A 20,918-nucleotide genomic window follows, 5' to 3' on the forward strand; every position below is an offset into this window, starting at 1 on the left:
GCAAACCTCTCGTTTTAAGCACTCTGCCTCGCATCGGGACATTGTCGAATACCTCAATGTCAAGCTCTGTCCCTCCCTGTCCCTCCTCTTCGGTCGCCTGTATTTCGTTGTGTTGACAGTCGTCGTCGTGAAACTACACTGACGAGCGAAGCAGATAATTGCTTTCACCATTTTCTGCGTGGCACGCATGTTACCGAAGTTCGTTCGCTCGCCTGTTCCCATGTTGACGGAGATGATCCTTCTCGCGTTGATGATGTGGCCTGCGCCGATCCCAGTGGGGCATCGACATAGTGAATACTCTTCCCGAGTATCCGATCAGCAGATGGCTCAGCACCTGCAGTGCTACCATGGCGGGTTTTCCAACGCTGAAAACTGGCCAAACGACTGGCATTGGCATTGGGTCTACCCGACCGAGCATGGTGGTCAATGGGACGCTGATAACCTCCGTCTGAGCACAGCCCCGATGGTGTTGGGTCGTCCCCTCGCCCCATCCGTTTTGCCGCAAATTTCGTTGTTGGATTGCGTTGAGTCCAAGATACTCTTGGTCAGGCCCAGCATACCTTTCGAACACCGGCATTCCTTCCAAAGCGTGGCGCTGCTGCACAGCCGCCAATCTCTGCCCGAACTCTTGGGCGTCATCCGCTGCTAGACGGATGAATAGTCGTGGATCGCTCTGACGATCCAACGTTCTCGTGATCCGCTAGTCCCTAGCGTCTGCTCCATCGGTGCCCAAAAGGCAACTGATTGGCGACTATTCCCGTCGTGGAATCCACAGTCTCGCGACGGCAGCTACGACAACCGAAAATCCATCCTCTGAATCCGCCCCTCGGAAGCACGCTCCATGAACCAATCATTCCCCGCGATCAAGCCTCGTCTCTTCCTGCAACGTCCCTGGATGATCACCCTGATCGTCATCGGTATGTTCGTTACCCGCTCGCCCGCGTTCGCTCAGCCGCCGTCGAATGATGCGGCCGTCGCGCCCTCTGCAAACGCCTCCGTCGTGACGCTTCCCCAAGACCAGTGGCGAGCCGCAGGAATCAAGCTCGCCCCGGTCACACTGGGGCTGTTTGAGAACACTCTCCGATTGACGGGCAAGATTTCGCTCAACGAAGATCGTATCGCGCATATCTATTCCATGGTCGAAGGGACCGTCAGTGAGGTTCCGGTCAGCTTGGGCCAGCACGTTCATGCCGGCGATCTGCTCGCAGTCATCCACAGCCGAGAAGTTGGTGAGGCCAAGCTCCAACTCTATCAAGACCGTTTGCAAGTGGAACTGGCAAACATCCAGCACCAGATGCAAACCAAAGTCGCTAGCAACGCCAGCGAATTGCTCGATGCACTTCGTAAAGCTACGGGAATCGACGAAATCGAACGCCAGTTTCGCGATCGACCGATGGGCGACTTTCGCGAACGAGTTGTCGCCGCGTATGCGGCCTATCTCAAATCCGCAGCAGATGTCGTACGGCTCGAAGGAATCTCTCAGACCGGTGCGGTTTCAGGAAAACAATTGTTAACGGCCCAAGCCAATCTCAATTCAGACCAGGCCACGTTTCAGTCTCGTATCGAACAGATTCAGCACGAGCTGCACACGTCCACCATCATGTCGTCTCAAGCCGTGAAAATGGCCGAAGCAAAAGCGTTGGTTTCCGCAACCAGTTTGCGAATACTGAACGTTCCTACAAATGAAATCGACCAGATCGATCCAGTCAGCCGAGGTGAAACGATATCGCATTATGCAATTCGGGCACCTTTCGACGGCACGGTACTTACCAAAGATGTCGTGTTGAGCGAGCAGATTCGCCCCGACGTTCTCCTGTTCAGCATTGCGGATCTCTCGACGGTTTGGGTGACAGCCAATATCTATGAGGAGCACTTGCCACTGCTCAATTCGTTTAAGAACCAAACCATCCAACTACACAATGATGCGTTGCCCGACCGCGACTTCACCGCCAAAGTTTTCTATACGGGTGATGTCATGGACGAAGCCACACGAACGATCTCGCTGCGAGCGATCGCGGACAATGCTGGTCATTATTTGAAGCCGGGCATGTTCGTCAATATCGAACTGCCAACGGCACAGCCAACCAAATCAATCTTAATCCCTTCGTCTGCGGTGCAAGAACACGAGGGTCAGACTTTTGTATTCGTTTTCCAAGGGACGAACACGTTTCACCGCCGTGATATCCAACTCGGACTCGCAAACGAAACTTCTGTGGTTGTGCAACAAGGCTTGCATGAGGGTGATTCCGTCGTCGTTCAAGGCGGTTTTATTCTTAAATCGCAGTTGCTCGCCGATTTGATGGGAGAGGAATAATCATGGTTAACCACTTAATTGATTTCTCACTGAACAATCGCTTTATCGTCATACTCATGTCCTTGGCGATCTTGGGGATGGGCGTGTTCGCCGCATCGACGATCCCGCTCGACGCAGTGCCTGATTTAACGAACGTGCAGGTACAGATATTGACGAATTCGCCCTCGCTCGGCCCGGTGGAGGTCGAACAATTCATCACGTTTCCAATCGAAAACGCGATGAGCGGGATCCCCAAGGTGGACGAAATTCGCTCGATCAGCCGCTTTGGATTGTCGGCCGTGACGGTCGCCTTTGAGGATGGCACGGATATCTATTGGGCCCGTAATCTCATCAATGAAAGGTTGCTAAAAGCGCGTGAAGAGATTCCACCCGGCATGGGAACGCCTGAGTTGGGGCCGATCGCAACCGGGATGAGCGAAATCTATCAGTTCGAAGTTCGCGCCGATCCGGGCTCTGAGCACTCACTGACGGATCTGCGAACCATCCTCGATTGGCAGATCGCATTTCAATTACGGAGCGTTCCAGGCGTCATCGAGGTCAATACGTTTGGGGGCAAATTGAAGACCTACGAGGTCCAGATCGATCCCGACAAGATGCAAAACTACGACATCTCCTTGTCACAAATCACAGACGCTCTGGAGCAGAACAACGGGAACGCGGGCGGCGGCTATATCGCTCACAACGCCGAACAGCGACTCATTCGCGGTGAGGGCTTGGTTGGCTCTCTCGATGACATTCGCACGATTGTCGTTGACAACCGTGACGGGAAACCGATTCGGATCGCCGACGTGGCCAACGTTGCATTTGCTCCCATGCTGCGCCAGGGAGCCGTGACTCGCGACGGGGATCGTGAGGCAGTCGTGGGGATGGTGATGATGATCATGGGCGGCAACTCACGGCAGGTCGTCGGCGATGTGAAAGCAAAGATCGCTCAGATCCAAAAGTCCTTGCCCGCAGGTGTGAGCATCGACACCTTTTACGACCGAACTGAACTGGTTGCCAAAACCATCCATACCGTCGGTGAGAATATCGGCTTGGGCGTGCTGTTGGTAATTGTGACCCTGTTTGTTCTGTTGGGTGATGTGCGGGCGGGATTGATCGTTGCTGCGGCGATCCCACTGTCGGCAATGTGCGCGCTCATCGCCATGCGTTACGCGGGCGTGTCTGCCAACCTGATGAGTCTGGGGGCGATCGACTTTGGTGTGATCGTCGATGGTGCCGTCGTGATGGTCGAAAACTGCGTGCGGCGGGCAATGCAGTATCAAAAAACCCACGATGGTGAGAGGGTTCCCGAAAGTGTCTTTCGGGAATCGGCGAAGGAGGTCGGCAAGCCGATTCTGTTCGCCGGTCTGATCGTGATCATTGTGTTCTTGCCCATCCTCAGTTTACAGGGCATGGAAGGAAAAATGTTTCGCCCCATGGCGTTTACGTTCATGTCCGCACTCACAGCAGCTCTGATCTTGTCAGTGACCGTCATGCCGGTGTTGGCATCGTTGTTTCTCGCCCGCCGGGTGAAGCAGAATGAAACATTTGTGGTCCGCACGCTGAAGCAAACCTACCAGCCGATGTTGATGTTTGTGATGAAGCGGCCGCTGGCCATGTTCTCGGGGTCGGCGGCCCTGTTTGTTGGCAGCGTCATCCTGGCCAGCGGTTTCGGGGTCGAGTTCGTCCCCACCCTCGACGAGGGCGATATCGCGATCCAAGCCGTGCGCCTACCGAGCGTGTCCCTGGAGACGTCGGTCGAAATGACCAAAGCCATGGAACGGACTCTGCTGAAATTCCCCCAAGTCGAAACGGTCGTCTCTAAGACCGGACGCCCGGAAATCGCCAATGATCCGATGGGCGTCTATCAAACCGACATACTCATTCGAATCGATCCGAACGCTCAATACACCGCAGCAGAATCGAAAGCCGACCTCATCGAAAAGATGAAGGCGGCGCTGATCCGTGAGGTCCCCGGCAACTCGTATAGCTTCACCCAGCCGATCCAGCTGCGTGTCCAGGAACTGGTCGCGGGCGTCCGGTCGGACATTGGGCTGAGCCTCTATGGCGACGATCTGGAGACACTTAAAACCAAGGGCGATGAACTGGTCCGTGCATTGAGCCAGGTGCCGGGGTCCGCCGATGTCATGGCCCAGCAGATTGCGGGGCTGTCCTACTTTCGTGTCAAGGTGCGCCGCGGCGACCTGGCACGCTACGGAATCAACACCCGCGATGTACTCGATGCCGTCAGCACGGTTGGCGGGATGCCGATCGGTCAAGTGTTCGAAGGACAGCGGCGGTTTCCGCTGCAAGTCCGACTGCGCCCGGAAGCTCGCGAGAATACCGCACAATTGCTGAACCTTAAGATTGACGATTCCCAGGGACGCCCCATCCCAATCTCTCAGGTTGCGGACATCATTACCGAGGACGGCCCTGTTGAGATCAGTCGCGAAGCGGTTCGCCGCCGGTTACTGGTCCAGTGCAACGTGCGCGGGCGAGACTTGGCCGGGTTTGTTGCCGAAGCTCAACGGGTTGTCGATGACGAAGTCGAGCTGCCAACCGGTTACACGCTTCGTTGGGGCGGGCAATTTGAAAACCTGCAACAAGCTACCCAGCGATTATCCATTGCCGTTCCAGTCGCATTGATCCTCATCTTTGCGTTGCTGTACATGACATTCAACTCCGTCAAGTTAGCCCTGCTGATTTACCTCAACGTGCCGATTGCTGCGACCGGCGGGGTGCTCGCGTTGTGGGCACGGGACCTACCGTTTTCGATCTCGGCGGGCGTTGGATTCATCGCACTCTTTGGCATCGCGGTGATGAACGGAGTTGTTCTGATCGAACATGTCCGGCACCTACGCCATCGTGGTGACTCGCAGCGTGACGCAGTGATCCACGGTGCCATGGATCGATTGCGCCCGGTCCTGATGACTGCATGCTGCGGTGCGCTCGGCTTTATTCCGATGGCGGTCTCAGCAAGTTCCGGTGCCGAAGTGCAACGCCCGCTGGCAACGGTGGTCATCGGTGGCTTGATCACGTCGACAGCACTCACCTTGCTCGTGCTGCCGACCATCTACCGATGGTTCGAACCGCGACAAGCCGATCCGCAGGTGAATCGTTAATCACCATCGGATCTCCGAGTATTTCCAGACGATTCAGTCGGTCGCGGTGTGTTGCCGCGACCGGCAAGGTTCCCGGTCTTGCCTACGACTAGCCTCGTGAGGCCGGGAACCGCTTTTACATTGCAGAGCAGATCAGAGGGACAGAGATCAGAGAGATCAGAGATCAGAGATCAGAGGGACAGAGCATCTTCTCAAGAAAATCGCCGCAAGTTTTCAGATCACCGTATCAGCTCGAAAGAGAAGTCGAAATTCTCCACGAAGTGCTGTGTCCCCCAAGCACCCTCTTCTCTGCGTCTCCCCGACTCTCGCGTCTCTGCGTCAATTTTCTTCACGATTTCGCAGCGAGCAAGATAGAGGGACAGAGCATTTCGTCTCCGTGTCCGATTAGATTTCGGATAGGTCATACCGCTCCCATATCGGTATCGCAAACGTGTTTTGGCGTTCGCACGCCGCCAATGATGCGGAATGGGGCTACTTGCAGCCCACCGGGCGCGCACCTTCATCGCTGGGCCATCGCAACCACCACTTCGGAGGTATCGAAAGTCGCAACTAATCCGTGGCCGTCAGCAACTCGCGGGCTCGGCGGCGCAGATGATACCGCCGCTGCGTCCGATGACAGCGCATCGAATCGACGCACTCAGGCCGTCCGGCCACGCTGCAGAACAACTTCCCGAAATCTCGGACCACTTCACACCAGGTCTCCGCATCGAGCCCCAGGCGGACCAGCACCGGTGAGAGCGTCTTCGGCGTGCAACCACTCTTGCCAGGGGCCACCTGTCTCGCCGTCCAGTCCAGCAGCTCCAGGTATCTCTCAAGCGGCATCGCCAAGAATCCCTTGTCGCTACACCGTTTGCCCGACTCGCTCGCACAGGGACCCACCGGATCGGATGCCTCGTCGATCGTTAGCGGCGACAGAAACTCATCGCCCAGCATTGTCGACCGACGACTCCGCCCGTCCCGAGTCTCCCCACCGCCACCGTCTTCTACCCGCCCCGGATTTTCCTCGGGGACCGCTTTCACCAACGCACCGATTCGTCTTTGTACCGATGTGTGATCGCTCTGCTCGATCGTCTCGCAGATCGCTGCTCGGATCGGGTTCAAGTCCACATAGGCGGCGCAGGCCAGCAGCGAGGCCTCATCGGCCAACCGGGTCGCCCGGTACCGATCTTGGAAAAACCTCCCGTTTTCCTCTTCCTCCCTATTTGCCCGCATTGCCACACGCTGGCACAGCAACCGCATCCACCAACTGAAACTACTCAAACGTTTGCGAATTTCGGCACGTCGAATAGGACACCCTGCAATCGATTTGATCTCGGGCTGCGATGGCGTCATCGGGGAACCATCCGCTTTACGGCGATGGGGACAGAGCATCAACCACCGCCGCGCCACCTCTTCATCGTTCCAAGTCGCCACCACATCGGGCCGGGATCTTAAAATCAGATGAAAATGGTTCGAAAGAATCGAGAACGCCAGCAGGTCGATCCCAAAACAGGCGGCAAATTGCTGCAAGTACTCTTCGATCCAGACCTTGCGGTGATCGAAGTTTTTCCCGGAAAACTCATCGTTTCCGAGGAGGTAGCAGCGACGGCATGTCCTTGAAATGACATTCCCGATGACCACCTCATCAGGATCAAACACTTCACTCCGCGCCAAGCGAACCATCTCACACCTCTCGAGGGAAGAGAACCGGCAAACTCATCTACTGAAGGCTATACCTCGTGTTGGGATAAGTCAAATACCTCGGTGTCATGCTCTGTCCCTCATCTTTGTGGGCCACGTTCTGGGGAACGTAGCTACAAAAGGTGTGGTGGACTGACTATCCTGCATTGCTACCGACGGTGAGCGCGCCGGTCGACGGTCGTACCAAACCACTGCTCCGTTTTCACGAGAAATCCTTTGATATTTTCACTTTGGCGTTCGCGTTTGCTGGCTGTGATCGGCGTGTTGATGGTCTGCAACCTCAGCGCAACGGCGGATGGGGTGCGCGACGTCGCGCCGACGGTCGGGCTGCGCGAGAATCCTCCCCACAGAGCAAGATAGAGGGACAGAGCATTTCGTCTCCGTGTCCGATTAGATTTCGGATAGGTCATACCGCTCCCATATCGGCATCGCAAACGTGTTTTGGCGTTCGCACGCCGCCAATGATGCGGAATGGGGCTACTTGTAGCCCACCGGGCGCGCACCTTCATCGCTGGGCCATCGCAACCACCACTTCGGAGGCATCGAGGGTCGCGACTAATCCGCGGCCGTCAGCAACTCGCGGGCTCGGCGGCGCAGATGATACCGCCGCTGCGTCCGATGACAGCGCATCGAATCGACGCACTCAGGCCGTCCGGCCACGCTACAGAACAACTTCCCGAAATCTCGGACCACTTCACACCAGGTCTCCGCATCGAGCCCCAGGCGGACCAGCACCGGTGAGAGCGTCTTCGGCGTGCAACCACTCTTGCCAGGGGCCACCTGTCTCGCCGTCCAGTCCAGCAGCTCCAGGTATCTCTCCAGCGGCATCGCCAAGAATCCCTTGTCGCTACACCGTTTGCCCGACTCGCTCGCACACGGACCGATTGGATCCGATGCCTCGTCGATCGTTAGCGGCGACAGAAACTCATCGCCCAGCATTGTCGGCCGACGACTCCGCCCGTCCCGAGTCTCCCCACCGCCACCGTCTTCTACCCGCCCCGGATTCTCCTCGGGTACCGCTTCCGCCAACGCACCGATTCGCCTTTGTACCGATGTGTGATCGCTCTGCTCGATCGTCTCGCAGATCGCTGCCCGGATCGGGTTCAAGTCCACATAGGCAGCGCAGGCCAGCAGCGAGGCCTCATCGGCCAACCGGGTCGCCCGGTACCGATCTTGGAAAAACCTCCCGTTTTCCTCTTCCTCCCTATTTGCCCGCATTGCCACACGCTGGCACAGCAACCGCATCCACCAACTGAAACTACTCAAACGTTTGCGAATTTCGGCACGTCGAATAGGACACCCTGCAATCGATTGGACCTCGGGCTGCGTTGGCGTCATCGGGGAGCCATCCGCTTTACGGCGATGGGGACAGAGCATCAACCACCGCCGCGCCACCTCTTCATCGTTCCAAGTCGCCACCACATCGGGCCGGGATCTTAAAATCAGATGAAAATGGTTCGAAAGAATCGAGAACGCCAGCAGGTCGATCCCAAAACAGGCGGCAAATTGCTGCAAGTACTCTTCGATCCAGACCTTGCGGTGATCGAAGTTTTTCCCGGAAAACTCATCGTTTCCGAGGAGGTAGCAGCGACGGCATGTCCTTGAAATGACATTCCCGATGACCACCTCATCAGGATCAAACACTTCACTCCGCGCCAAGCGAACCATCTCACACCTCTCGAGGGAAGAGAACCGGCAAACTCATCTACTGAAGGCTATACCTCGTGTTGGGATAAGTCAAATACCTCGGTGTCATGCTCTGTCCCTCATCTTTGTGGGCCACGTTCTGGGGAACGTAGCTACAAAAGGTGTGGTGGACTGACTATCCTGCATTGCTACCGACGGTGAGCGCGCCGGTCGACGGTCGTACCAAACCACTGCTCCGTTTTCACGAGAAATCCTTTGATATTTTCACTTTGGCGTTCGCGTTTGCTGGCTGTGATCGGCGTGTTGATGGTCTGCAACCTCAGCGCAACGGCGGATGGGGTGCGCGACGTCGCGCCGACGGTCGGGCTGCGCGAGAATCCTCCCCACAGAGCAAGATAGAGGGACAGAGCATTTCGTCTCCGTGTCCGATTAGATTTCGGATAGGTCATACCGCTCCCATATCGGCATCGCAAACGTGTTTTGGCGTTCGCACGCCGCCAATGATGCGGAATGGGGCTACTTGTAGCCCACCGGGCGCGCACCTTCATCGCTGGGCCATCGCAACCACCACTTCGGAGGTATCGAAAGTCGCAACTAATCCGCGGCCGTCAGCAACTCGCGGGCTCGGCGGCGCAGATGATACCGCCGCTGCGTCCGATGACAGCGCATCGAATCGACGCACTCAGGCCGTCCGGCCACGCTGCAGAACAACTTCCCGAAATCTCGGACCACTTCACACCAGGTCTCCGCATCGAGCCCCAGGCGGACCAGCACCGGTGAGAGCGTCTTCGGCGTGCAACCACTCTTGCCAGGGGCCACCTGTCTCGCCGTCCAGTCCAGCAGCTCCAGGTATCTCTCAAGCGGCATCGCCAAGAATCCCTTGTCGCTACACCGTCTGCCCGACTCGCTCGCACACGGACCGATTGGATCCGATGCCTCGTCGATCGTTAGCGGCGACAGAAACTCATCGCCCAGCATTGTCGGCCGACGACTCCGCCCGTCCCGAGTCTCCCCACCGCCACCGTCTTCTACCCGCCCCGGATTCTCCTCGGGTACCGCTTCCGCCAACGCACCGATTCGCCTTTGAACCGACGTGTGGTCGCTCTGTTCGATCGTCTCGCAGATCGCGGCCCGGATCGGGTTCAAGTCCACGTAGGCGGCGCAGGCCAGCAGCGAGGCCTCATCGGCCAACCGGGTCGCCCGGTACCGATCTTGGAAAAACCTCCCGTTTTCCTCTTCCTCCCTATTTGCCCGCATTGCCACACGCTGGCACAGCAACCGCATCCACCAACTGAAACTACTCAAACGTTTGCGAATTTCGGCACGTCGAATAGGACACCCTGCAATCGATTGGACCTCGGGCTGCGTTGGCGTCATCGGGGAGCCATCCGCTTTCCGGCGATGGGGACAGAGCATCAACCACCGCCGCGCCACCTCTTCATCGTTCCAAGTCGCCACCACATCCGGGCGGGACCTCAGAATCAGATGAAAATGGTTCGAAAGAATCGAGAACGCCAGCAGGTCGATCCCAAAACAGGCGGCAAATTGCTGCAAGTACTCTTCGATCCAGACCTTGCGGTGATCGAAGTTTTTCCCGGAAAACTCATCGTTTCCGAGGAGGTAGCAGCGACGGCATGTCCTTGAAATGACATGCCCGATGACCACCTCATCAGGATCAAACACTTCACTCCGCGCCAAGCGAACCATCTCACACCTCTCGAGGGAAGAGAACCGGCAAACTCATCTACTGAAGGCTATACCTCGTGTTGGGACAAGTCAAATACCTCGGTGTCATGCTCTGTCCCTCATCTTTGTGTTCTGGGGAACGTAGCTACAAAAGGTGTGGTGGACTGACTATCCTGCATTGCTACCGACGGTGAGCGCGCCGGTCGACGGTCGTACCAAACCACTGCTCCGTTTTCACGAGAAATCCTTTGATATTTTCACTTTGGCGTTCGCGTTTGCTGGCTGTGATCGGCGTGTTGATGGTCTGCAACCTCAGCGCAACGGCGGATGGGGTGCGCGACGTCGCGCCGACGGTCGGGCTGCGCGAGAATCCTCCCCACAGCGTGCTACTTCGCGGTGCGACGTTGATGACCGGCCCGGAAGATTATTCTGATTCGTCATCGAACGATGCTGAGACTCCCAAGCAAATCGAGAGCACAAAGGGCGATGTACTGATCCAAGGCGGTGCGATCGTTGCCGTCGGACCATCGATCGAGCCCCCGCCCGGGTGCCAGATCCTCGATTGCTCCGGCAAGACATTGTCGGCGGGCTGGATCAATGCCTGGCACGAAGTAGGAGCGGACCAATCCACGCCCGCGGGATTGGATGATGATTACTGGAACGCAAATATCGTCGTCAATCGACGCATCCGTGAATTGTCAGCGGTGCCGGATGCGGGGAAACTTCGCAGCCAAGGATTCACGACCACCGTTTTGGCGCCACGCGGACGAATCCTCGGTGGGCGTCCTTCGGTGTGGTCGTTGAACGAGTCAAAAGGCAATGCCACCGGACCGCAGCGACTGGCCGAGACGACTTGGATGACGGCGGCGCTGAGCGTCCCGAGGCCGAATGATGCGGGCGAGCGTTATCCCAATTCGCCCATGGGAGCCGTCGCGTTGTTACGCCAGGCGTTCTACGACGCCCGCTGGTACGGCGAAGCAACAACGGCTTATCAATCCGATACGACGCTGCCCAAACCCAACCTCTCGGCGACCCTCGCCGGACTGCAGCCCGCCATCGGCTCAGCGACGTTTGTGTTCGATGGCTCGAACGAGCGGATGGCATTGCGTGCAGAAAAAATTGCGACGGAGTTTTCCTTACGAGCAATCATTCGCGGCTCGGGGATGGAGTATCGCGATGCCGACGCGATCGCTGCGACCGGTCGACCACTCTTGTTGCCCGTCAACTTCCCGAGCGAACCGAGCGTGGCGACTCCGGAAGACGCTCGCGAGGTGGATTTGATCGATCTGCTGCACTGGAAGTTCGCCCCCTCGAACCCGGCCGAGATGATCGAACGTGGCGCAACGGTTTGCCTGACGACGGACCGACTCGATGACGTGGGCAAGTTTCGATCTCAACTTCGAGACGCTGTTCAAAGCGGCTTGTCTCACCGAGATGCGATCGCGGCACTGACGACGACGCCCGCGCGGATGCTGGGAATCGATGCCACCCATGGCCGCATCGCTGTTGGCATGACCGCCGACCTGATTCTCAGCAATGGAGACTTGTTCAACAAAGACACCGACGTGCTCAAGGTGTTTGTGGCCGGTCAAGAATTTGAAATCACCGCCAAACCAGGCGATGAATTGACGCCAATCGTGGGGACATGGCGGTTGGAGACACCGGGGCACGACAAGCAAACAATTGACCTCGTCGTCAACCAGAAAGACGGTCGCGTGTCAGCGGAGCTGGTCACCAAGCAAGAACCCGAAAAGCCCGTCACCACCGAACTCAAGAAGCTCGTCCAACGGACTGATCAGTTCGCCGCTCAAATCAACTGTGCCGACGGCGCGTCGTCTACCTGTGCCGCCTTGGGTCTACCAGCGGGAACGCACCGCATCGTGGTCAGTTCGCCCGGAAAATCACTTGGCGATGTGTCGGCTGATGCACCCTTGGTCGTGCAAATCTATCCCACCTCAGGCCCTACCCGTCGTTTTGCAACGGATTGGATCGATCCGGAAAAGGCAAAAACCGAGGCCGAGAATGCAAAGGCTGAAGACGCCGAGCCCAAAGATTCAGATCAGAACAGTGTTGAATCCGATTCAGCCACAGAGGAATCTGATCGCAAAACAGAGGAACAAATTGCCGAGTCAGATGCCTCACAGGAAACCGCCGATCCCATCGAGATCGTTTTCCCGCTCGGTGCCTATGGGCGTGAACACCCCGTGCCACGTCCCCATCGCGTGCTATTTCGCGGTGCGATGGTGTGGACGTGCGAAGATCGTGATGACCTAGACGTTCCTGACAATCCGCAAGATGTCTTGATCGAAGACGGCAAGATCGCCGCGGTGGCCGATCACATCGAACTCGAGAAGGGCGATGACTGCGTGGTCATCGATGCTCACGGCAAGCACCTCACCCCTGGATTGATCGATTGTCATTCGCATGCGGCCACCGATGGGGGCATCAACGAATCGGGTCAAGCGATCACCTCTGAGGTGCGTATCGCTGACTTCATTGATCCGACGGACATCACCGTCTATCGGCAACTCGCCGGTGGCGTCACGACGGCCAACATCCTGCATGGATCGGCCAATCCCATCGGTGGACAAAGTCAAGTCGTCAAGTTTCGCTGGGGTGATTCGATGGACGATTTTCGATTCACGGGAGCCCCCGCGGGAATCAAATTCGCGCTCGGTGAAAACGTCAAACGATCCACGTCGCGATACCCCAACACACGGATGGGCGTGGAACAATTGCTGCGTGATCAAATGCTCGCCGCCCGCGAGTACGCAGTTGCCCACCGTCGCTGGCAGGCCGGCGAGCGGGGGACGCTACCGCCGCGAATCGACCTACAGCTCCAAGCGATCGCCGAAATCCAGGACGGGAAACGCTGGATTCACTGTCACAGCTACCGGCAAGATGAAATTGTCGCGACGCTTGACGTGCTCACTGAGTTCGGTATCAAAATCGGTTCGCTGCAACACATCTTGGAAGGCTACAAAGTGGCTGATGCCATGGCCGAGCATGGCGCGATGGCATCAACATTCGCCGATTGGTGGGCATACAAGTTCGAGGTCTACGACGCGATTCCCTACAACGGCGTGCTGATGCATCGAGCCGGCATCGTCGTCTCCTACAATAGCGACGATCCCGAATTGGGACGGCACCTGAACACCGAGGCCGCCAAAGCGGTCAAGTACGGCGGGGTGCGGCCCACCGAAGCGCTCAAGTTTGTGACGCTCAATCCTGCGAAGCAACTGCGAATCAATGACCGCGTCGGGTCGATCGAAGTTGGCAAAGATGCTGACGTGGTACTGTGGAGTGGACCGCCACTATCGACGACGACTCGTTGCGAACAGACGTGGATTGACGGACGACCGATCTTCGACATCGATAGCAACGCGAAATTGCGGAAACGCGATCAAGCATGGCGAAACGCACTGATCCAGGAGCTACTCGATGGCAAGCCCAAAGCAGCGAATTCCGAAAAGGAAACAGACTCCTCAGAATCAAAACACGCAGTTGCGATGTCCGCGAATGGCCGAGACACTCAGACGCATCCGACCCCTGCGGCGGCCGTTGACGAAGCCGACAGGTGGCTTCGATATGACGAATTCTGCAACTCACGAGGCGCCCAACAAGCCACGATCGAACAACGTACAGGAGATTCAAAATGAAAATTTCACGTCGTAGAGCACTGCTACTGTCGATCGCCTGCTCACTACTCACCAATGGCGTCGTGGACGCGCATGATATCGTACCGGGACGACCACAGACGCGTCCCATTTTGATCGAGAACGCAACGCTGCACATCGGTGACGGCTCGGTGAAAAAGAATACGTCACTACTATTCGATCAAGGCGTCATCACTCAGATCGGACGCGGGGGCGACCGGCCGCACCAGACCCTCGTCATCGACGCTCAGGGCAAGCATGTGTACCCAGGCTTGATTGACGCGTTCACCGACCTCGGCCTCCGTGAGATCACGGCGGTCGATGTGACCGTGGACAGCACCGAACGCGGTGACGAAAATCCGAACGTGCGTTCATGGATCGCATTCAATCCTGACAGCGAGTTGATCCCGGTGGCGCGGGCGGGCGGCGTCTTAGTCGCCCACGTCGTTCCCGGTGGTCGGTGGATCCGTGGCCAATCCGCCGTCATGCAACTCGACGGCTGGGCTGCCAAAGACATGTCGCTCAAGGCGCCCGCCGGATTGTGTGTTGACTGGGAAACGATGGTCCCACGCGGTCGCGATGCCAAAGAGAACGCGAAAAAGTACGATGAGCAAATTGCAAAAATCGACGAACTGCTCGCTCAGGCCCGTCGCTACCGAGACCAACGCGCCGCCGATCCGGCGACGCCCACGGACGTGCGACTGGAGAGCTGGATCCCGGTTGTCGACGGACAGCGGCCTGTTTTTGTGCAGGCCGATCGCATGGCGACCATTGAGTCTGCGATCCAGTTTTTCACAACCCGCGAGATCCCCATGGTCCTATGCGGTGGCGCCGATGCCATGCACTGTCTCGATGCGATCAAGACCAACGACGTCCCCGTCATCCTGATCGGGACGTACCGTTTACCCCGCCGGCGACATGATGCGTACGACGCACTCTATGAACTGCCTGCCCAGCTACACGAAGCGGGCGTGAGATTCGCGATTGCGGGCGAAGGTTCGGGATATCCCGGGGGCGCGTCGAACCTTCGCAACCTGCCCTATCACGCTGGCATTGCCGTCGCGTACGGGCTCGATCGTGAACAAGCCGTCCACAGTATCACTGGAGCCGCGGCAGAAATCCTCGGAATTGCCGATCGAGTCGGCACCTTGAAGGCAGAAAATGACGCCACGCTCATTATTGTGGACGGGGACGTACTGGAGTCGGAAACGAACGTGGTCGATGCCTACGTCCAAGGCCGGAAAGTGGACCTGAGCAGCCGTCATCGCCAGCTCTACAAGAAATACCAGCAAAAGTAATCGATGTGGTTGCCTGTCGCGGGACCGCATCAGAATCCCGCCCGCCCAGGTCCCGTTATCGCTATTGCTTCAATCCTGCCGGTCGTTTTGGGTAACTTGTCCGAATTTTCCCGTTTTGCTGTGGCCAAAACTTGATAAATCGGAAATATTTAGGAGCACAAGTTTTTTGGTTTAAATTCCCGCACGGATTGGGTATCTATGACTGCTTATTCACCGATAGCACCTGGACACTACACACATCGCATCGAGGAGCAAACGCTCCGCATCAGCGCCGCGGCGGGATCGCCAGTGGAGTGCAGCGGGGCCGCCAGCGCTGTCGTTTCGGTGCTCGCCCAGAACGCCGTCGCAGAACTACGCCGTCTGCATGTCATTGAATCCGACCAATCGATCTATCTGAGCGGCCGGGTCCGCAGTTTTTATCACAAACAGCTCGCCCAAGAAGCGATCCGGCCCGTCGCGGACGGCCGACAAGTGATCAACCGCATTCACGTTTGCGAGACTGCCTAAGTCAGTGGACGTCGCCTCGCGTGTCCACCGCTGACGCCTGGGCACGCGGTTCAATGACATTTTGCCTGATGACAGGTACGGGGGTGCTTGGGAACGAGCGGGAAATTACTGTCTGAAATTGTGGCCGAACGCGGAGCATTCGGCCATTCCGACCGCGGAGCGTTCGGCCACTCCGCGGAGCGTTCGGCTACTTATTTCCGCTCGGAATTGAGTGGCACCCAGGCGATTACTCAGACCGATCCAGCGCGGTGGACTTTCGAAGGCATGTTCTCCTGCGCCCGGTGATTTTGCCGTGCATCCTCGATTCACGCACCATTTAAGTGCCCGAACTCACGGACTCAAGCCTTGCGGGCACGCAACGGGGGGGATCCTCCGGTCGATCGCGAGTCTGCGGTACAGTCAACCCTCGGTGTGCATGCACGTGCCGGGGTTCCTGTTTGCTCGCTCAGCGCAGCGACTCATGTTGCGAACACCCCGCCGCCTGGAAGACAGCCGATCCATTTCTAGAAAACCAAAAAAAAGGCAGTGCTCTGGAAGCACTGCCTTTGAATTGTTTCTCGACCTGCGGGTCTTAGAACTTAGATCGCATCTTCGTCAATCACGTACTCTTGCCATGGCACATCGCTGGATTTACCGCGTGGCGTCATCAGAGCTTGGTAGACCCGATAATCGATCCCGGCGGTGATGTAGCGAGTTCCGCCATCAGCCGTTCCGATATTAACACCATCAACGTGGGCTGACGAAGGTCGTGCCAGGTCATAAGGTTCCGTTGTGCCGACGCGGTTCGTCATCGTTTCAACAAAAATAGCTTCACTAGCCAACGGACCACGCCCGTTGATCTTGTGTTTCACATTCACTGGATTCGGCGCTCCATGGCTCCAGGGAATCGATGCGGAATTTTGAGGGTCTTCATAAAACCAAACCATCCCTTGCGCGTAGCGAGATTCCGGTGGATAGGCAACCGGGGACGATGTCAGGTCCGTGGCGTTCATGAAACCAGGACGATTCCATGGCAACGCTTGGACATTCTCGCTGAACAGCATTGTGTAACCTTGGCCGTCCTTGAAGTCATCGAGTCGCATCTTCGCACCGACGGGAGCGGGAACGGAGGCCGATACTGGACCATCGAACTTGTTGTTGAACGCACCGTTGGCGCGCTCCATCGACTGGGCGAAGGACACGAGCGTTCCTGCCGTTGTGCCGCCACCGGTTGATGTTGGCAACGCAAACATCCCATTATTCGTGACGTAGCTGTTCCGAGCGAACTCACCGTCGCTGTTGGGATTGCTGGGGCACTGCATGATTGCCAAGTTCGGTGCCGAGCGTTGGTGGAAACCGACCCCAGCACCATTTGCTTCGTTGGTTGGCGAAAGTTCCCCACTGCCTCCCGAAATGATTGGATAACGATCTTCGGTCCAAATCTCGTAGGTGGGTTGTGCATCGAGGAATGGCATCAGAGCCACGACCCAGGTACCCAACTTGAGGTGCGCTGAGGGAGGGGTAGCGGTCGGATCCGACGGATCAGTGCTACCGGTGTAAGTACCATAACTTTTCAAATACCCGGGCAGTTCGCCTTTCGTGTTTTCGTGCTGGATCGCAGCCAACGACAAGTTCTTCATTTGGGTGGCGCACTGATTCCGCCGGGCGGTTTCACGAGCAGCGTTGACAGCGGGGATGAGCAGGCCCATCAGAATGCCGATGATCGCAATGACCACCAACAACTCAACGAGCGTGAATCCGGGACGGTTATTTTTCATCTGGCGTGGGTCCGGGGCTGGGAGAAAGAATAGGAGGACAGACGCGGGATGTTTTCCAAATCCCCCCTGGCTGTCACTGTAGGTCACGGCTGATTATATCCCACGGGCGCCCTAACATGCAACCAGTTTTTCGCATTGTCCCGCTCAACAGGCTGTTATTCCCACCCTATGGAACCCTCGTTTCGATTGGGCTGGCAATGCGAGGGTGATCGGCCCGGCACGACGCGACTCCGCCCGCCTGGCCGGCTTCCAAGTGCTCGTTCGAAGTGCTCGGTGGCCGAGCCAGTTCACCGGCCAACGAGCCCGCACACACTCAATCGCTACCAACAAAAATTGGCACAGAATTCGCTCTCGATTCGTCATCGTACGAACTGGACATTTAGTAACGATTTTTCCGTCGACGTGGCGGACAAAGGCGATCTTTGTTCATTTTCGTGTTAACGTTCGAGACGGATGGGCTGCGCACTCACATCAGTGAGCGTGGAACCATTCGCTCCCCCCCTCTTCGCCACGCTTCATGGAGAAGCCTAGTATGACTCGTTTTCTGTTTTCCCTCGCCGCCCTGTGCATGTTGTCCGCTCCGATTGCGACCGCTGCCGAACCCACCAAATCGTCCCAGGACGCTACTTCCAAGGGGTTGTGCGCTGGCGACGGCGTTGGTGCCTTCCTTGTGACCAAAGTGGGTGGTGCTGCGAACGACGGCGTCGATGATGGTTCAACGCTCTGCTATCGCTGCAAGTACGGCCAACGCCCGATGGTGATGATTTTCACCCGTACGACCGACGGCTCGGTGCCGAAGTTAATCGAGCAAGTCGACGCTGCCGTTGCCAAGCATTCCGGCGAGCAGCTCAAAGGTTTAGTCACGCTGATTGGCAAGGAACCCAAAGAGTTGACCGGCCAAGCCAAGGCGTTGGCCAGCAAACTCAATGAAAAGAACCTTCCCATCGCAGTTGCGAAGGACTCCAAGAACGGTCCTGCCAACTACAAACTTGACGCCAACACCGCTGTCACGGTCCTGCTGGTGAATCACTCACAAGTTGTCTCACGGCACGATTTCGACGCTGACAAAGTCGACGTGGCCGCCGTGATCAAGCAAGTCAACGAGATGTTGAACTAGTTTTCCGCGTAGCGTTTGAGTTTTCGATCGAGCGTACTTCGCTCGATTCCGAGAATCCCGGCCGCTTTGCTTTTGTTACCGCCAGTACTCTGCAAGACTTGCTCGATGTGCTGGCGTTCGAGCATCGCGAGCGAGACGTTTGGCGGTGCCGGTGACGCGGCTGCGTTGGGCGGCGCCGCGACGCCCCCCTGCATCGCGGGGGCCATCAACAGGTCGTCGGGGCCGATTTCGTGTGGTCCGCGGATATCCAGCGGTGCCATCACGACCGCCCGCTCGAGCACATTGCGTAGCTCGCGGACATTCCCGGGCCAGGAATAATCCAGCAATTTTTGCTTGGCCGACCGCGACAGACTCATCGGCGCGCGGCCCATCGACTGCACAAAAGAGCCGACGAAGTGCTCGGCGAGCAGCACGACATCGCGACCGCGGCTGCGAAGGGGTGGAACGACGATCTCGATCACGTGCAATCGATAAAATAAATCTTGCCGGAACTCTCCCCGACTGACCATGGCTTGCAGATCCCGGTGCGTCGCCGCGATCACACGGACATCCACGCGGACGGGCGATTGTCCGCCAACACGCTCAAAAGGATGCCCCTCGAGCACGCGGAGCAGTTTGGCTTGCAAGTCGAGGTTCATCTCGCCGATTTCGTCGAGCATCAAGGTGCCGCCCGAGGCGGCTTCAAATTTTCCTTTTTTGGAATCCGTGGCACCGGTGAAGGCACCTTTCTCGTGACCAAACAGCTCGCTCTCGAGCAAATCTTTCGACAGAGCGGCACAGTTCAGGCACACCATCGGCCCATCAGCACGACGGCTGGCGAAGTGGATCGCCGAGGCGACCAATTCCTTGCCCGATCCCGATTCACCGCGCAGCAGCACCGCGGCATCGGTCCGGGCAACCTGGGCGATCTGAACCTGCACGTCCGCAATCGCGTCGCTGCGGCCAAGAATCTCGACGCGTCCTGCGAGTTGCGTCCGGAGGCGGCTGATCGTCTGTTTGGACTGGTGCAGCGTTTTTTCGAGTTGATGTCGCTGATGCAATGATCGGCAGGCTTCGCAAAAAATTTCGCAGGCGGTAACGATCATGGCGAGATCACGTTCTTGCAACGAGGCATCGCCTGCGCCGGTGGTGACGTGGACGAGGCCGCCAGCGGGACGGGCATGCGCCGCAACTGATTTCGGATCGCTTGTTGGCACGTGCAGTGGTGCTAAAACGAGCGACTCGACATCAATCTCTCCACGCGTGTCGGCGGTGGCCAAATGGCGATCGCCTAAAATGTTTCGCGCCAGTAGCGCCGCCGCACCGGGAGCGAGGATCTGTTGGACGAGGTTCTCCGGCGGTCGGCGATAGCGGTGTCCGGGCCGCTGATGGACGTGGCGGGGCAGCGGCAGGTCGCGGGCCTCATCAAATAAATACAACGCGATTTCAGCGGCAGGTAGTTGGCTGGACAGAGTCTGCGTCAGCAGCGTGCTGGCGGGTTCCCAATCGCCTTCGGCGCTGTCCAGTCGCCCCATCGCGAACGCCATCTGCAGCAGCGAGAGGTTGGCTGAGTCGGAATTGCCCGACTGTTGCGGCTGGATTTCTCTCGATTCCAGCGTCCGCGCGGGTGACTGAGAGACAATATCGAGCCAGGGCGACTCCATTTCTGACGCGAAGTCATCGCCGAGCAGCATGCCGTCCTCGGTCGCCCCCTCGTCGAGGCCTGGCCCCATCCCATCATCCACCGCGGTTGCCGTGGGCGGCCCCGCCCAGCGGGCCAGATCATGGGTGAATCGCATTTCAAACCCCGCCACCTGCAGCCGATCGCCTTCGCTGAGCGGTACCGGATGTTGCGTATTTACCCGCGTGTCGTTGACAAAAACGCCATTCCGGCTGGCCAGGTCCTCAACGAACCAGCCTGCGGGCTGGCCGAAGATCCGGGCGTGCCGGCGACTCGCTCGACCGCTGCGGAGCACAATTTGGTTTTGCGATGATCGCCCCAAAAACACCTCTTCTGAGCCCGCGAGTCGGTAGACGTCGGTCCAGCGGGCACCGCGGTGGAGTACCAGGTAGGCATCCATTGTTGAGGAAACTGCGGCAGAATGGTTGGTCTTGCTTGTCACTGGAAAATACCACAAGTATTCTAGACACTTGCCGCCATGTTACGAAACTT

At 57.7% G+C, this 20,918-nt stretch carries 12 protein-coding genes; 7 read left to right on the forward strand and 5 right to left on the reverse strand.

Annotated features, from left to right (window positions below):
- Positions 1-187: 187 nt before the first annotated feature.
- From SH410x_RS16465 to SH410x_RS16475, 3 genes are all read left to right on the forward strand, one after another.
- Positions 188-649, forward strand: a complete 462-nt coding sequence (locus SH410x_RS16465) for a hypothetical protein (RefSeq protein ID WP_473668964.1) — start codon at positions 188-190, stop codon at positions 647-649.
- 192 nt (positions 650-841) lie between these two features.
- The gene (locus SH410x_RS16470) at positions 842-2,314 is read left to right on the forward strand and encodes an efflux RND transporter periplasmic adaptor subunit (RefSeq protein WP_473668966.1); all 1,473 of its coding nucleotides are present in this window, start codon (positions 842-844) and stop codon (positions 2,312-2,314) included.
- Between the two features lie 2 nt (positions 2,315-2,316).
- Positions 2,317-5,418: an efflux RND transporter permease subunit gene (locus tag SH410x_RS16475; protein WP_473668968.1), complete on the forward strand. Its 3,102-nt coding sequence runs from the start codon at positions 2,317-2,319 to the stop codon at positions 5,416-5,418.
- Positions 5,419-5,967: 549 nt separating this feature from the next.
- On the opposite strand, the gene SH410x_RS16480 is transcribed toward SH410x_RS16475, so the two are convergent.
- The 3 genes from SH410x_RS16480 to SH410x_RS16490 all read right to left on the reverse strand — a co-directional run bounded on the left by SH410x_RS16480 (position 5,968) and on the right by SH410x_RS16490 (position 10,452).
- Positions 5,968-7,080 (reverse strand): transposase, encoded by a 1,113-nt coding sequence (locus SH410x_RS16480; protein ID WP_473668970.1) that lies wholly within the window; start codon positions 7,078-7,080, stop codon positions 5,968-5,970.
- Positions 7,081-7,653: 573 nt separating this feature from the next.
- Entirely contained in the window at positions 7,654-8,766 is a 1,113-nt protein-coding gene (locus tag SH410x_RS16485; RefSeq protein WP_473668972.1) for a transposase, read from the reverse strand.
- Positions 8,767-9,339: 573 nt separating this feature from the next.
- Positions 9,340-10,452, reverse strand: coding sequence for a transposase (locus tag SH410x_RS16490; RefSeq protein WP_473668974.1), 1,113 nt, complete (start codon positions 10,450-10,452; stop codon positions 9,340-9,342).
- Positions 10,453-10,679: 227 nt separating this feature from the next.
- On the opposite strand from SH410x_RS16490, the gene SH410x_RS16495 reads away from it, so the two are divergent.
- The 3 genes from SH410x_RS16495 to SH410x_RS16505 all read left to right on the forward strand — a co-directional run bounded on the left by SH410x_RS16495 (position 10,680) and on the right by SH410x_RS16505 (position 15,892).
- Complete coding sequence (locus SH410x_RS16495) at positions 10,680-14,090, forward strand: amidohydrolase family protein (RefSeq protein WP_473668976.1); 3,411 nt, start codon at positions 10,680-10,682, stop codon at positions 14,088-14,090.
- Positions 14,087-15,385, forward strand: coding sequence for an amidohydrolase family protein (locus tag SH410x_RS16500; protein ID WP_473668978.1), 1,299 nt, complete (start codon positions 14,087-14,089; stop codon positions 15,383-15,385). Before SH410x_RS16495 ends, SH410x_RS16500 begins: the two co-directional genes overlap by 4 nt.
- Positions 15,386-15,583: 198 nt before the next feature.
- Positions 15,584-15,892: a BON domain-containing protein gene (locus SH410x_RS16505; RefSeq protein WP_473668980.1), complete on the forward strand. Its 309-nt coding sequence runs from the start codon at positions 15,584-15,586 to the stop codon at positions 15,890-15,892.
- Between the two features lie 578 nt (positions 15,893-16,470).
- Here the strand turns inward: SH410x_RS16505 and SH410x_RS16510 are convergent.
- Positions 16,471-17,649 (reverse strand): DUF1559 family PulG-like putative transporter, encoded by a 1,179-nt coding sequence (locus SH410x_RS16510; RefSeq protein WP_473668982.1) that lies wholly within the window; start codon positions 17,647-17,649, stop codon positions 16,471-16,473.
- A gap of 532 nt (positions 17,650-18,181) precedes the next feature.
- Here SH410x_RS16510 and SH410x_RS16515 point away from each other — a divergent pair.
- Positions 18,182-18,766, forward strand: a complete 585-nt coding sequence (locus SH410x_RS16515) for a hypothetical protein (protein WP_473668984.1) — start codon at positions 18,182-18,184, stop codon at positions 18,764-18,766.
- Here the strand turns inward: SH410x_RS16515 and SH410x_RS16520 are convergent.
- The gene (locus SH410x_RS16520; RefSeq protein WP_473668986.1) at positions 18,763-20,868 is read right to left on the reverse strand and encodes a sigma 54-interacting transcriptional regulator; all 2,106 of its coding nucleotides are present in this window, start codon (positions 20,866-20,868) and stop codon (positions 18,763-18,765) included. The genes SH410x_RS16515 and SH410x_RS16520 overlap by 4 nt on opposite strands.
- Between the last annotated feature and the right edge of the window lie 50 nt (positions 20,869-20,918).

The sequence above is a fragment of the Rhodopirellula sp. SH410 genome (assembly GCF_055811895.1).